The organism is Amycolatopsis sp. NPDC003861 (genome assembly GCF_053605405.1).
Genome location: NZ_JBSGJD010000004.1, coordinates 74,300 through 88,347, shown reverse-complemented (window position 1 = coordinate 88,347; position 14,048 = coordinate 74,300). Strand labels below are relative to the sequence as shown.

Below are 14,048 nucleotides of genomic sequence, written 5' to 3'. Positions count from 1 at the left end.
GTCCAGTTAGGGGGCGCGGATGCGCGCGGTGGTGCAGTACGGCACGGGTGGCCCGGAAGTGCTCAAGGTCGAGGACCGGCCCGAACCGACGCGGAAAGCCGGCGAAGTCCTCATCAAGACCGAGGCCATCGGGGTGCCGTTCTACGAGACGCAGCTGCGATCCGGGGTGCTCCCGGCCGGTCCGCCGGCGATCTTCGGGCACGAGGCCGTCGGAATCGTCGTCGAGGCCGATGACGAAACGCTGCGCGGACGCCGGGTCGTCACCGTGTCCTTCACCGGGGGTGCGTACGCCGAGGTCGTCGCCGCTAGCCAATACACGCTCGTGCCGGACGAGCTCACGCCCGAGCAGGCCGTCGCCGCCGCTGTGCCGGCCTCCGTGGCGCTCGCTTTGATCAAGACCGCGGACCTCGAAGCCGGCGAGACCGTGCTGGTCGAAGCCGCGTCCGGGGCGATCGGCGGGTACTTGGCGCGGCTGGCCGCACAAAGAGGCGCCCGGGTCGTCACGACCGCCGGCAAGGGGAAAGCCGACATCGACCACGACGACCCGGACTGGCGGCAACAGGTCCCCGACGGCATCGACGTCGTCTTCGAGTCGATCGGCGGCCCGCGCGCGGCCGAGCTCCTCGCGAAACTCGCGCCGCACGGCCGGATCCTCGCCTACGGCCTGCTCAGCGGCGAATTCCCGACCTTCCCCGTCGCCGGCCTGATCGCCCGCGGCCTCACCCTGATCGGCTTCGGCGGACCGGACGCCTACGGCAAGCGGGTCGCGGCCGTCCGCGCCGAGGCACTCGGCCTGGTCGCGGACGGCACGCTGACCCCGGTCATCGACCGCACCTACCCCCTCGCCGACGTCGCCGCCGCGCACGCGCGCGTCGAGAGCCGCGAAGGGGTCGGCAAGGTCGTGCTCATCCCCTAGCTCGGCACCTCGTCCAAGTACGCCCGCGCCTGCAGCGTGAACAGCTCGGCGTACCCCGCCTTCGCCGCCATCAGCTCCTCGTGGGTCCCGTACTCGGCCACCTTCCCGTGGTCCAGCAGCAGAATTCGCTCCGCCTGCCGGACGGTCGAGAACCGGTGCGAGATGTACAGCGTCGTCCGCCCCTCGGACAGCGAACGCAACCGCGAGAACAGGTCGTGTTCGGCCTGCGCGTCCAACGCCGACGTCGGCTCGTCGAGGATCAGGATCGGCGCCTCCCGCTGGAACGCCCGAGCCAGCGCGATCTTCTGCCACTCCCCGCCGGACAGCGAGACGCCCTGGTCGAACCAACGACCCAACGGGCTGTCGTAGCCCTGCGGCAGCCGCTCGATGCGCTCGTCCGCTCCGGCCCGGCGGGCCGAATCCTCGATGTGCGGCCGATCCTCCAGCCGGGAGAGTTCGCCCAAACCGATGTTCTCCGCCGCAGTTCCTTGGTACGTCACGTAGTCCTGGAACATCGCGCTGATCCGCGCGCGCAGCTCGACCGGGTCGTACTCGCGGATGTCGACACCGTCGAGGCGGATGACGCCGCCGGTCGGGTCGTACAGCCGGCACAGCAGCTTGAACAGCGTCGACTTGCCCGCGCCGTTGCGGCCGACCACCGCCACCGTCTCGCCCGGGCGGATCTCGAAGCTGACGTCCTCCAGTGCCGGCTCGTCCGAACCCGGGTAGGCGAAGGTCACCGAATCGAACTCGATGTGACCGTCCACAACGGACGGGAACGGCCGGGGTGCCGCGGGCGCCGTGATCTCCGGCTTCGTGTCCAGGAACCGGTACAGCGTGTCCAGGTACAGGTTGTTCTCGTACATCCCGGAAAACGCCGTGAACAGCCCGGACACCGACGTCTGTACGGACGTCGCCGCGGCCGTGTACAACGCCAGGTCGCCCAGGGTGAGCCGGCCGCCGACCGCCTCCAGGGCGATGTACAGCGCGATCGCCGAGCCCGCGAGCGTGCTCAGCAGGCCCCAAGCCGTCGAGCTGACGTTGCGGTTGATCGTCAGCTTCCGCTGCCGCTCGTACGAGACCACGCCCAGCCGCCGGAAGCGGTCGACGAAGTACGGGCCGAGCCCGAACAGCTTCGTCTCCTTGGCGTACGTGTCCGTCGTGACCAGCGAAGACAGGTAGTCCATCCGCCGCTTGATCGGCGACATCAGGAACGTCAGCCAGAACGCGCGCGAGCCGTACTTGGACTGCGAGATGAACGCCGGGATCGGTGCCACCAGCGCGACCAGCGCCAGCAGCGGGCTGATCGCGACGAGCAGCGCGATCATGCTGCCGAACGTGATCAGCGTCCGCACGAGCCCCAGCGCGGAGTTCATCATCGACAGCGGCCGCGTCGGCGCTTCCTGCGCGGCCTGGCGCAGCATGTCGTAGGACGCCGACCCCTCGAAGTACGCGAGGTGCAGCTCGCTCGCGTGCGCCATCACCTGGTGGCGGATGGTCAGCGTCATGCGCTCCTGCAGCAGTGACTGCGCGATCGACGTCAGCGCGCTGCTGATCGCGGTCGCGGCGAGCACGCCGAACTGGAACAGCGCGACGTTCACGATGTCGCCCGTGGTCCCCTTGCCCTGGATCGCCGCGACGACGGCGTCGAGCAGCAGCTTCGCGACGTACGCGGTCACCGTCGGCAGGAGCCCGGACAGCAGCGTGATCAGCGCCAGGAGGATCGTCAGGACCGGGCTGGCCTGCCAGGTCAGCTTGACGACCTTCGGCAGGCCGCGGACCGTGCCCGCCACCGACGTCTTCGCGCGCCGCAGCCGCGAGCGCAGGTCCTTCGGCTGGTCGTCCTGCTTCGGTTCGGGAATGTCGACGGGCCCGGTGAGCCCGCTTTCCGGCACCGTGACGGCGTGCCGGCGCCGGCCGCGCCGGGCCAGCATGAACTCCATGCCGCCCCCACCGCCCGGGATCACCGAGCCTCCACGGCGCCGTGCAGGAAGACGTCGACCACCTGGCGCGTGGTGGCGGCGTTCTCGTCCGAAGCCATCCGCCGGCCGCCGAACAGCAGAGTCAGGAACAGTGCGGCCAGCTGCTCGGGGGCCAGCCGCAGCCGGTCCTTCTCGGGTTCGAACAGCTCGGTGATCGCGCCGCGCATGGCGGCCATCGACTCGCTGCGGCCACCCTTCATCGTGCGGTTCTTCAGGCGCTGCTCGGGATCGCGGTGCCGGACGCGGCCGGACGCGTGCAGGGCGCCCATCAGCGCGCCCATCCGCTCGAAGTGGGCGCCGAGCGCTTCGGCGGCCTCGACGAGCCGATCCGCCAGTGGCTGCTCGATGGGGATTTCGGCGATCGCGTCGAGGACGTGGTCGGGGCGCAGCACCTCGGCGGTGCAGGCGTCGAACAGCTCGTCCTTGTCCTTGAACGCGCGGAAGATGGTGCCCTCGCCGATGCCGGCGGCGCGGGCGATCTGGCTGGTCGTGACGCCGGTGCCGTGCTCCATCAGGAGCGGCAGCACCGCGTGCACGATCATGGCGCGCCGGTCTTCGGCGCTCATGCTCGGCGCTCTGCGCCGGGTCTCGGGTGCTGGTGTCATGCGACCAGTGTGCGGAGTGAGTGCTCACTCCGTCAAATGGGTAAAAGTGAAGGCCGCCCGAAGGCGGCCCTCACCTGAGGAAACTCAGTACGTCATGGCCATCGCCGGGTCGGCCAGGAGGGCGCCGACGTCGGCGAGGAACTCCGAGCCCTGCTGGCCGTCGACCACTCGGTGGTCGAAGCTCAGCGACAGCTGGAGGACCTTGCGGACCTTGATCTCGCCGTCCACCACCCACGGCTGGTCCTTGATCGCGCCGAGGCACAGGATCGCGGACTCGCCCGGGTTGATGATCGGCGTTCCGGTGTCGACGCCGAACACGCCGACGTTCGTGATCGTGATCGTGCCGTTCGCCATGTCCGCCGGTGACGTCTTGCCCTCGCGGGCGGTGTCGGTCAGGGCCGTCAGCGCCTGAGCCAGCTCCTTCAGCGACATCGAGCCGGCGTCCCGGACCTTCGGCACGATCAGGCCGCGCGGGGTGGCCGCGGCGATCCCGAGGTGGACGTAGTCCTTGTAGACGATCTCCTGCGCCGCTTCGTCCCAGACGGCGTTGACGTCCGGCGTCCGCTTCGCCGCCAGGCACACGGCCTTCGCGGCGAACGTCAGCGGCGTGACCTTGACCCCGGCGAACTCCCGCGACTTCTTCAGCTTCTCGCGGAACTCCATCATCAGCGTGACGTCGATGGTCAGGAACTCCGTGACGTGCGGGGCGGTGTACGCGCTCTGCACCATCGCGGCCGCGGTCATCTTCCGGACGCCCTTGATCGGCACGCGCCGCTCGCGGGACCCGTTGTCCGCAACGGCCGTGACGACCGGAGTTCCGTTGGCAGCCCGCTCGACGTCGTCGCGGGTGATCACGCCACCCTCGGCGCTGCCGGTCAGCGCGTGCAGGTCGACGCCGAGCTCCTTCGCCAGCTTCCGCACCGGCGGCTTCGCCAGCGGGACATACCCACCACGCGGAGCAACCGGCTGCGGGGACGGCTGGGGCGAGCGCCCCAATGTGGCGTTGGTTGCGTTGGACGCACCCAATGTGGCGTTCGGTGCGTTGGATGCACCCAACGCCACATTGGGGCTCTTGCGAGCCCGCCGCTGCGTGACCACGGCCTTGGAGCCGTAGCCGACCAGCGGCTTCATCTCCTCTTCCTCGGCGGGAGCCGGAGCGGCAGCGGCCGGAGCGGGCGCCGCGGCGCCACCGGGGTCGACGTCGATGGTGAGGATCGGCGTCCCGACCTCCACCGTCTGGCCCGGCTCGACGTGCAGCTCCGTGACGACCCCGGCCCACGGGATCGGCAGCTCCACGGCGGCCTTCGCGGTCTCGATCTCGACCACGATCTGGTTCACCGTCACCGTGTCGCCCGGCTTCACGTGCCAGGACAGGATGTCGGCTTCGGTCAGCCCCTCCGCCGTGTCGGCCAGGGGGAATTGCTTGTACGTGGGCATTGCGCGGAAATCCCCCTTACCAGGCGAGCGAGCGGTCGACGGCGTGCAGCACCCGGTCCAGGTCGGGGAGGTAGTGCTCCTCGAGCTTGGCCGGCGGGTACGGCGTGTCGAACCCGGTCACCCGGAGGACGGGCGCTTCCAGCGAGTAGAAGCACTCCTGCTGGACGCGCGCGGCGATCTCCGACGTCAGCGACGACTCCGAAGGCGCCTCCGACAGCGCGATCAGCCGTCCGGTCTTGCGCACCGACTCGAACACCGGGCCGAGGTCCAGCGGCGAGAGCGTGCGCAGGTCGATGACCTCGAGGGACTTGCCTTCGTCCTCGGCCGCGGCGGCCGCGTCGAGGGCGACCTTCACCGACGGGCCGTACGCCACGACCGTCGCCGTCGTGCCTTCGCGCACCACCTGCGAGGAGAACGCCGGAACCGGGGTGCCGGTGACGTCGATTTCGGCCCGCAGCGCACCCGAGTGGTACAGCCGCTTCGGCTCGAAGAACAGCACCGGGTCGTCCGACTTGATCGCCTCCTGGATGCCCCAGTAGGCGTCGACGGCGTTCGAAATGGACACGACCTTGAGGCCCGGGATGTGCGCGAAGAGCGACTCCGGCGACTCCGAGTGGTGCTCGACCGCGCCGATCCCGCCGCCGAACGGCACCCGGATCACGACCGGCATCTTGATCTTGCCCTGCGTCCGGTAGTGCAGCTTCGCCAGCTGCGAAGAAATCTGGTCGAAGCCCGGGAAGATGAAGCCCTCGAACTGGATCTCGCAGACCGGCCGGAAGCCGCGCACGGCCAGGCCGACCGCGGTGCCGATGATGCCCGACTCCGCGAGCGGCGTGTCCAGCACGCGCTGCTCGCCGAAGTCCTTCTGCAGGCCGTCGGTGATCCGGAAGACGCCGCCGAGCTTGCCGACGTCCTCGCCCATGATCAGGACCTTCGGGTCCTCTTCCATCGCGCGGCGCAGACCGAGGTTGAGGGCCTTGCCGATGGTGAGTTTCTGGAGGTCGGACATCAGTGCTCACCCGCCGATACGAAGCCGTCGAGGTAGGACAGGAACTCTTCGCGCTGCGCGTCCAGCACCGGGTTGCCCTCGGCGTAGACGTTGCTGAAGATCCGCTCCGGCGGTGGCTCGGGCATGTTGAACGTGTACTCGCGCAGGTCGGCGGCGAACGTGTCCGCCTCGGCCTGGACGCTGTCGAAGAACGCCTGGTCGGCGTAGCCGCCGCGGGCCAGGTACGCGCGGACGCGCTCGATCGGGTCCTTGAGCTTCCACTCCTCCAGCTCGTCGGAGAGCCGGTAGCGGGTGGGGTCGTCGGTCGTCGTGTGCGCGTCCATCCGGTAGGTGAACGCCTCGATCAGCACCGGGCCGTTGCCGTGCCGGCACTCGTCGAGCGCCCAGCGCGACACCGCCAGGCAGGCCAGGACGTCGTTGCCGTCGACGCGGATGCCGGGGAAGCCGTAGCCGCGGGCGCGCTGGTACAGCGGCAGGCGCGACTGGCGCTCGGTCGGCTCCGAGATGGCCCACTGGTTGTTCTGGCAGAAGAAGACGAGCGGGGCGTCGTAGACGGCGGCCCAGACGAAGCCCTCGTGGACGTCACCCTGCGAAGTGGCGCCGTCGCCGAAGTAGACGATGGTCGCTTCGCCGTCGTCGTCACCGACCTTGCCCTCGAACTTCTGGCCCATCGCGTAGCCGGCGGCGTTGAGCACCTGGTTGCCGATCACGATGGTGTACGGGTGGAAACCGTGCTGCCGGTAGTCCCAGCCGCTGTGGTCGGTGCACCGGAAGATGCCGAGCAGGTCCTTCATGTCGACCCCGCGCGCGTACGCGACGCCGTGCTCGCGGTAGCTGGGGAACGCCATGTCGTGGGCCTTCAGCGCGCGGCCGGAGCCGATCTGCGCGGCCTCCTGGCCGAGCAGCGGGACCCAGATGCCGAGCTGGCCCTGGCGCTGCATGGCGTTGGCCTCGCGGTCGGCCCGCCGGACCAGCACCATGTCGCGGTAGAGGCCGCGGAGTGCTTCGGCGTCGACGTCCTCGACGTACTTGTCGAACTGGGGCGAGGGAACCCGTTCGCCTTCGGGGGTGAGCAGCTGAGTCAGCTCAGCGCCACCTTCGCTGGTTGCCCGCAATCCGGCGATCACCTGCTCGGGGGACGGCTGGGCCGCGACGGCGGCCGGCCCGTCTCCGGGCTCCGGGTGCGTCCACTGTTCGGACGGCATGCGCAGTACTCCTCGGTGTCGGTGCCTCTGGCGGCCGCTTGTGGCGACCACAGCGACTGCACCGGCGGGGACCAGCGCATCGGGTCCGAAGCGCTCGGTCACCGTCGGCGTTGACGGTTCACGCCGACATCCTGGCACGAAGGTCCGCGCTTTGGTGAGACGCGGTTGCTGATTTGTTGCTGAGAAAGGGGCCCTGAACAGGGGAAACGCTAGGAAGCCCGAGCATCGGACCTACGAGAGTAGGGACTTGGCCGCCCCGCTCACCAGGCTCGTGAGTGGTAAGGCGCGTTCTAACCCGCCTTACCACTCACGAGGCGTAAGGCGGCGTTGTGACGTGCCGCACTGTCGGACCCCCGTGGCACGATGGGCCGGGTGGAGCAGAAAACCGTGCGTGAATCCGTAGTGGCGTCGTGGACCGGCGACGTCATCCCGAGCCTGTCCGGACTGGTGGCGATCCCCGCCTTGTCCCCGGCCTTCGACGCCGACTGGGCGAACAGCGGCCACCTCGCCGCCGCCGTCGACCACGTCCGCGCGTGGATCGCCGGGCGGGACCTGCCGGGCGCCACCCTCGAGGTCGTCCAGCTCGAAGACCGGACCCCGCTGCTGCTCGTCGACGTCCCGGCGACTCCGGGCGCGGCGGACAAGGGCACCGTCCTGATGTACGGCCACCTCGACAAGCAGCCCCCGGTCGGCGGCTGGTCCGAGGGCCTCGGCCCGTGGACCCCGGTGATCCGCGACGGCCGGCTGTACGGCCGCGGGTCCGTCGACGACGGCTACTCCGGCTACGCGGCGACGACGGCGATCGAAGCCGTGCACGCGGCCGGCGGCGAGCACGCCCGCATCGTGCTGCTGCTGGAGACCGGCGAGGAGTCCGGCAGCCCGGACCTGCCCGCCTACGTCGAGCACCTGGCCGACCGGATCGGCGAGGTGTCGCTGGTGATCTGCCTCGACGCCGGCGGCAGCGACTACGAGCGGTTGTGGCTGGTCACGAGCCTGCGCGGGATGCTGCACCTCGACGTCACCGTGCAGCTGCTGGGTTCGGCGCAGCACTCGGGCATCGCGTCGGGTGTCGTCGCGAGCTCGTTCCGGATCCTGCGTCACCTGATCGAACGCCTCGAGGACAGCGCGACCGGCGAACTGCTGCTGGACGAGCTCAAGGTCGACGTCCCGGCGAACCGGCTCTCCGAGCTCAAGGCCGTCTCGCAGGACTTCCCGGAGGCGCTGGCGAAGGCGTTCCCGCTGGTCGAGGGTGGTCGCGTGATCACCGAGGACGCGCTGGAGCTGATGCTCAACAACGCGTGGCGCCCGACGCTGTCGGTGATCGGTGCTGACGGCTTCCCGAAGCCCGCCGACGCCGGCAACGTCCTGCGTGAGAGCACGACGTTGACGCTGAGCTTCCGCCTCCCGCCGACGGCCGACGCCGAGAAGGCGCTCGAAGCCGTGAAGCGCGCCCTGACCACGGACGTCCCGTACGGCGCGAAGGTGACGCTCGGCTCGCCGCAGGCGGAGAACGGCTGGAACGCGCCGACGGAGTCGCCGTGGCTGACGACGGCCCTGCGCACGGTCAGCGACGAGGTCTTCGGCCGCCCCCACCGCGCCACCGGCATGGGCGGCTCGATTCCGTTCATGGGCCTGCTCTCGCGGAAGTTCCCAGAGGCGCAGTTCCTGGTGACGGGCGCGTGCGGAGCCGACTCGAACATCCACGTGCCGGACGAGTGGCTGCACCTGGACTACGCGCAGCAGGTCACCGAGGCCGTCGCGCACATCCTGGACGCCCACGCGCGCGGCTAGCGGCAAGCCTCCCGGAACGCTTCGGCGGCCGCGTCGAGGTAGGCCGGGAAGTCGTGGGCGCCGCCCGAGTCGATCCAGCGGTCGAAGGCGTCGCCGAGGATGATCGCCGCGATCTGGGCTGCCGGTTTCGCCAGCTCGGGCGCGGTGCCCCGGCGTTCGAGGGCGTCCCGGATCGCGGCCGTGATCGCGGCGGCCTTGCTCCGCTCGCGTTCGCGGAGTTCGGGCGTCGCCGCGATGACCGTCCGGCGTTCCGGTGACGGGTCGACGAGCTGCGTGACCCGCGTGCCGACCTCGGCCAGCGCGGTGAGCGCGGTCCGAAGCGGTGACTCGCCTTCTTCGGCGGCGAGCACCGCTTCGGCGACCGCGGGCGGCAGCTGTTCCGCGCCGGCGAAGAGGACTTCGCGCTTGTCGGGGAAGTAGCGGAAGTACGAGCGGCGCGTGATCCCGGCGCGCTCGGCGATCTGCGTGATCGTCACGGCGTCGTAGCCGTGCTCGGCGTACAGCTCCAGCGCGGCTTTCCGCAGCCGGTCCGCGGTCCCGGGATCCCATCTGGCCACGGTTCAGCCTAACCGACGTCTCAGTGTGTCATCACATGCTAGCCTCGGTGATGACACACTGAGACGTCACTGGAGGAAACCGTGGAGATCTGGGTTCTCGGCGCAGCGGGCCGCACCGGCCGGGCCGTCACCGCCGCACTGACCGCACGCGGGCTGCCGGCCGTGCTGGTCGGGCGCGACCGGGCACGGCTCGAGGCGCTCGGCGGGAAGTTCGTCGTCGCCGACGGGGCCGACGCCATCGCGGCGGAAATCCGGCGGCAACGGCCGGCGGTCGTCATCAACACGATCGGCGAGTACGCGGCGACGGCTCCCGCGATCGCCCGCGCGTGCCTGCCCGGGGGCCACTACCTCGACCTGGCCGCGGACCTCGTCGCCGTCTCCCGGCTGCTCGACCTGCACGAAGAGGCCCGGGCCGGCGGCAGCACCTTCCTGACCGGGGTCGGCTTCGGCGTCCTGGCCACCGAAGCTGTCGTGGTGAAGCTGTGCGAAGGACAGCCGACGCCGGCCGCGGTGCGGGTCGACGCGCTGGCGTCCGTCGCCGTCGAGGAAGGCGCCGTGGGGGTCGCGCTGGCCGCCAGCATCGTCGACGCCCTGACCAGGGCCAAGCCCGGCGCGGCCCCCAGAACCATCGCCCTGCCGGACGGCGAGTCGGTGACGGCGGCGGGGGCGTCCTCGGGCGAGGTGATCGCCGCCCAGCGCGCGAGCGGCACGCCGGACGTCACGGTCTACTCCGGACTCGCGCCGGTGTCGCCGGTGGTCCGGGCGCTGGTGCCGCTGCTCGGCCGGCTGGTGGCGATCCCGGTCGTGCGCCGGTTCGCCGTCCGGCGGCTCGCCGCGATCCGCTCGAAGCCCGCTCCGCGCCCGCGCACGCACTCCTGGGGCCACGCGGTCGTCACCTGGCCGGACGGCACGACGCGCGAAGGCTGGCTCCGCGCGGGCGAGGGCATGGACTTCACGGCGGCGGTCGTCGCCGAGACGGCCGCCAGGCTCGCCCGCGGTGACGGCAAGCCCGGCGCCCACACCCCGGCCGCGGCGTTCGGGGCCGGCCTGGCCGAAGCCGCGGGCGGGACCTTCCTCTAGGCCAGCCGGGTCAGGTGCACCGAGACGTCCAAAGTGGACTGGCCGCCGCCGGTGAAGATCCCTTTCAACGGCGCCACGTCCGCGTAGTCCCGGCCCATCGCCACCCACACGTGGCGCGGGCCGACCGGGATCGCGTTCGTCGGGTCGTACGCCCACCAGCCGCCGGTCCAGACGTCGACCCACGCGTGGGACTCGCCTTCGACCACCTCACCGAGCTTCGCGTCCGGCTTCGTGTGGAGGTAGCCCGACACGTACCGCGCCGGGATGCCGATCGCGCGCAGCATCACCAGCGTCACGTGCGCGAAGTCCTGGCACACGCCTTCGCGTGCCTGCCAGGCGTCCGTCGCCGTCGAGTGGACGCCGGTGGTGCCCGGCTGGTACTTGAGCTGCTTGTTCACCCACTCGCACACCGCCAGCACCGCGTCCGCCGGGTCGAGGCCCGTCCGCAGTGAACGGGCCTCGCGCGCCAGCGTGACGTCTCGCGGGGTGTAGTCGGTCGGGGTCAGGTACTCGGTGCGGTGGTCGATCACCGTCTCGGACCGCAGGTCCTTCCACGACGCCGTGCGGATCGGCTCCGCTTCGTCGGCCGTCTCGACGACCGAGGTCGCCAGCACGGTGAACTCGGTGTGCGGCGCGTGGAGGTCGAACGACGTCACGACCGTGCCCCAGTAGTCCGTGTACCGGTAGGCCCGGGTGGCCGGCGTCGTCTCGATGCGCGTCGCGACCGTCGTCTGGCGGCGGTCCGAGCGCGGGGTCAGCCGGGCCTCGTTGTACGACTGCGTCGCCGGTGTCGCGTACCGGTAGCCCGTCCGGTGCGCCACCCGCAGCTGCCACGTCACAGCGAAACCTCCGCACCGCTCCACGCCACCCACGGCGACGTGCTGAAGTACTGCAACGACACCGCTTCCCCGATCTCCCGGATCGTCGTCTGCAACGCGCCGAGCCGCCGCGGCAGGTCGGTCAGCAGGTCCGACGGGCGGAGGAACTCCAGTTCGCTGCGGGCCCGGCCGAGCTGCCGCAGCGCCTCCGACTTCTCGTTGCTGCGCGAGCCGCCGCCCGGGTCGAGCCGCTGGAGGCACTCCTCGGCCTGCCGCAGCGCGTGGAACACCGAGCGCGGGAACAGCGTGTCCCGCAACAGGAACTGGACGACGCGGCCGGCGTCCAGCGCGCCCCGGTAGGTCCGCAGGTAGGTGTCCTGCGCGCCGGCCGAGCGCAGCACCGTGATCCAGCCCGGGGAGGACGCGCGGTCGGCGACCCGGGACAGCAGCAGCCGCACCACCATGTCGGCGCGTTCGATCGAGCGGCCGAGCACCATGAACAGCCAGCCGTCGTCGCGCGACATCGTCGAGTCGGCGAGGCCGGCGAACATCGCCGCGCGCTCCTCGACGAACGACAGGAACGCGTGCGGGCCGGCGCGCCGGGCGTAGCGCTGCCGGTCGGGCACCGCGTTCCAGGTCGCGTTCAGGCATTCCCACAGTTCGGTCGAGACGACTTCGCGGGCGCCGCGCGTGTTCTCGCGCGCCGAGTTGATCGAGCCGACGATCGACGCGGGGTTGTCCTTCCCGTACGCGACCAGCTCGGTCAGCTTCCACACGTCGAGGGACTCCGTGCCCGCCGGGTCGATGCCGAGGACGGCCAGGAGCTGGCGGCTCGCGTGGTCCGGGTCGACGGTCGCGTCTTCGAGCAGCTGGTGGACCGAGACGTTGAGGATGCGGGAGGTGTCGTCGGCGCGTTCGACGTACCGGCCGATCCAGTACAGCGACTCCGCGTTGCGTGCCAGCATGCGGCCTCCCTAGCTCTGCTGTTGCTGTTGCTGCTGCTGGGACGTCGTCAGCTCCGGCCCCTGCTCGGCGGCCATGCCGTCCACAGTGGACATGGCGCCGAGCGCGGGTTGCTCCAGCTCACGCTCGGCCGTCGACGCCCGGGACGCGAGCACCCAGGTGTCCTTCGAGCCGCCGCCCTGCGAGGAGTTGACGACCAGGCTGCCCTCCGGCAGCGCCACCCGGGTCAGGCCGCCGGGGAGGACGAAGATCTCCTTGCCGTCGTTGACGGCGAAGGGCCGCAGGTCGACGTGCCGCGGCGCGAGCCGGTCGTCCACCTTGGCCGGCACGGTCGAGAGCTGGACCACCGGCTGCGCGATCCAGCCGCGCCGGTTCGCCCGCACCTTCCGCCGCAGCGTGTCGAGGTCCTTCTTGGACGCCTCCGGCCCGAACACGATCCCGTACCCGCCCGAGCCTTCGACCGGCTTGACGACCAGTTCGTCCAGGTGCGCCATGACGTGGTCGAACTCGTCCGGCAGCCAGCAGCGGAAGGTGTCCACGTTGGGCAGCAGCGGCTTCTCGTTGAGGTAGTACTTCACCATCTCCGGCACGTAGGTGTAGACGAGCTTGTCGTCGCCGACGCCGTTGCCGATCGCGTTCGCCACCACGACGTTGCCCGCGCGGGCGGCGTTCTGGACGCCGGCGATGCCGAGGACCGAGTCCGGGCGGTAGTGCACCGGATCGAGGAACTCGTCGTCGATCCGCCGGTAGATGACGTCGACCTGGCGCTCGCCCTCGGTGGTCCGCAGGTAGACGACGTTGTCGCGGCAGAACATGTCCCGGCCCTCGACGAGCTCGACGCCCATCAGCCGGGCCAGCAGCGAGTGTTCGAAGTACGCCGAGTTGTGCACGCCGGGGGTGAGCACGACGACCGTCGGGTCGGCGACGTTCGCCGCGGCCGCCGCGCGCAACGCCCGGAGCAGGTGCGACGCGTAGTCGCCGACCGGTCGCACCCGGTGCTGGGCGAACAGGTCCGGGAAGACCCGGGCCATCGTGCGCCGGTTCTCCATCACGTACGACACCCCGGACGGGTTGCGGAGGTTGTCCTCCAGCACCCGGAACGTGCCCTCTTCGTCGCGGACCAGGTCCACTCCGGACACGTGGATGCGCACGCCGTTCGGCGGGGTGATGCCGAAGGCCTCCCGGTGGAAGTGCTCGCACGAGGTGATCAGCCGCCGCGGCAGCACGCCGTCGCGCAGGATCTGCCGGTCGCCGTAGACGTCGGCGAGGAACGCCTCGAGCGCGCGGACGCGCTGGGCGACCCCGCGCTCGAGCTTCGTCCACTCGGCGGCCTGGATCACCCGCGGCACCAGGTCCAGCGGGAACGGCCGCTCCTGCCCGGACAGCGAGAACGTGATGCCCTGGTCGACCATCGCCCGGTCGAGGGCCTGGGACCGGGACTGCAGGTCGTGGGCGTCGAGGGCGGCGATCGACTCGTACAGCGCCCGGTACGGGCCGCGGACCGTGCCGTCGGCGGCGAACATCTCGTCGTAGGCGCCTGCGTGCGGCCGTTCCGGCGAAAGGTATCCCTCGAACCGGTCTCCCGGACGGGTGATCCGGCTGGTCGCCGCCTTCCTCGCGCGTCGACCGGAGGGGGGCAGCCGCGGCGGGGTGGCGTTCATGGTCGACATCCTTACTCACTCCCC

12 protein-coding genes are annotated in these 14,048 nt (G+C 70.8%); 3 read left to right on the top strand and 9 right to left on the bottom strand.

Features of this window, described 5'->3' with window-relative positions:
* The first annotated feature begins 19 nt into the window (after window positions 1-19).
* Window positions 20-916 carry a quinone oxidoreductase family protein gene (locus ACWEVN_RS02375; RefSeq protein ID WP_452049926.1) on the top strand — a complete coding sequence of 299 codons (897 nt, stop codon included), beginning with the start codon at window positions 20-22 and terminating at the stop codon, window positions 914-916.
* Here ACWEVN_RS02375 and ACWEVN_RS02370 read toward each other — a convergent pair.
* The 5 genes from ACWEVN_RS02370 to pdhA all read right to left on the bottom strand — a co-directional run bounded on the left by ACWEVN_RS02370 (window position 913) and on the right by pdhA (window position 7,154).
* Complete coding sequence (locus ACWEVN_RS02370) at window positions 913-2,859, bottom strand: ABC transporter ATP-binding protein (protein ID WP_310969629.1); 1,947 nt, start codon at window positions 2,857-2,859, stop codon at window positions 913-915. The two genes, ACWEVN_RS02375 and ACWEVN_RS02370, sit on opposite strands and share 4 nt — an antisense overlap.
* Before the next feature lie 20 nt (window positions 2,860-2,879).
* On the bottom strand, window positions 2,880-3,464 hold the full coding sequence (locus ACWEVN_RS02365) for a TetR/AcrR family transcriptional regulator (protein ID WP_449683938.1): 585 nt from the start codon (window positions 3,462-3,464) through the stop codon (window positions 2,880-2,882).
* Window positions 3,465-3,587: 123 nt separating this feature from the next.
* Window positions 3,588-4,940 carry a dihydrolipoamide acetyltransferase family protein gene (locus tag ACWEVN_RS02360; protein WP_452049925.1) on the bottom strand — a complete coding sequence of 451 codons (1,353 nt, stop codon included), beginning with the start codon at window positions 4,938-4,940 and terminating at the stop codon, window positions 3,588-3,590.
* A 16-nt stretch (window positions 4,941-4,956) separates the two neighbouring features.
* Entirely contained in the window at window positions 4,957-5,949 is a 993-nt protein-coding gene (locus ACWEVN_RS02355) for an alpha-ketoacid dehydrogenase subunit beta (protein ID WP_449677812.1), read from the bottom strand.
* Window positions 5,949-7,154 carry a pyruvate dehydrogenase (acetyl-transferring) E1 component subunit alpha gene (gene pdhA / locus ACWEVN_RS02350; RefSeq protein WP_310969626.1) on the bottom strand — a complete coding sequence of 402 codons (1,206 nt, stop codon included), beginning with the start codon at window positions 7,152-7,154 and terminating at the stop codon, window positions 5,949-5,951. Before pdhA ends, ACWEVN_RS02355 begins: the two co-directional genes overlap by 1 nt.
* A gap of 372 nt (window positions 7,155-7,526) precedes the next feature.
* On the opposite strand from pdhA, the gene ACWEVN_RS02345 reads away from it, so the two are divergent.
* Window positions 7,527-8,945: a M20/M25/M40 family metallo-hydrolase gene (locus tag ACWEVN_RS02345; RefSeq protein WP_449683936.1), complete on the top strand. Its 1,419-nt coding sequence runs from the start codon at window positions 7,527-7,529 to the stop codon at window positions 8,943-8,945.
* On the opposite strand, the gene ACWEVN_RS02340 is transcribed toward ACWEVN_RS02345, so the two are convergent.
* Window positions 8,942-9,502 (bottom strand): TetR/AcrR family transcriptional regulator, encoded by a 561-nt coding sequence (locus ACWEVN_RS02340; protein ID WP_452049924.1) that lies wholly within the window; start codon window positions 9,500-9,502, stop codon window positions 8,942-8,944. The genes ACWEVN_RS02345 and ACWEVN_RS02340 overlap by 4 nt on opposite strands.
* Window positions 9,503-9,583: 81 nt before the next feature.
* On the opposite strand from ACWEVN_RS02340, the gene ACWEVN_RS02335 reads away from it, so the two are divergent.
* Window positions 9,584-10,582, top strand: a complete 999-nt coding sequence (locus ACWEVN_RS02335; RefSeq protein WP_452049923.1) for a hypothetical protein — start codon at window positions 9,584-9,586, stop codon at window positions 10,580-10,582.
* Here ACWEVN_RS02335 and ACWEVN_RS02330 read toward each other — a convergent pair.
* The 3 genes from ACWEVN_RS02330 to ACWEVN_RS02320 are packed head-to-tail and all read right to left on the bottom strand — an operon-like array spanning window position 10,579 to window position 14,033.
* On the bottom strand, window positions 10,579-11,421 hold the full coding sequence (locus ACWEVN_RS02330; protein ID WP_310969622.1) for a transglutaminase family protein: 843 nt from the start codon (window positions 11,419-11,421) through the stop codon (window positions 10,579-10,581). The two genes, ACWEVN_RS02335 and ACWEVN_RS02330, sit on opposite strands and share 4 nt — an antisense overlap.
* Entirely contained in the window at window positions 11,418-12,365 is a 948-nt protein-coding gene (locus ACWEVN_RS02325; RefSeq protein WP_449685288.1) for an alpha-E domain-containing protein, read from the bottom strand. The genes ACWEVN_RS02330 and ACWEVN_RS02325 overlap by 4 nt, the downstream gene beginning before the upstream one ends.
* Before the next feature lie 9 nt (window positions 12,366-12,374).
* Window positions 12,375-14,033 carry a circularly permuted type 2 ATP-grasp protein gene (locus ACWEVN_RS02320; RefSeq protein WP_449685289.1) on the bottom strand — a complete coding sequence of 553 codons (1,659 nt, stop codon included), beginning with the start codon at window positions 14,031-14,033 and terminating at the stop codon, window positions 12,375-12,377.
* Window positions 14,034-14,048: the final 15 nt, after the last annotated feature.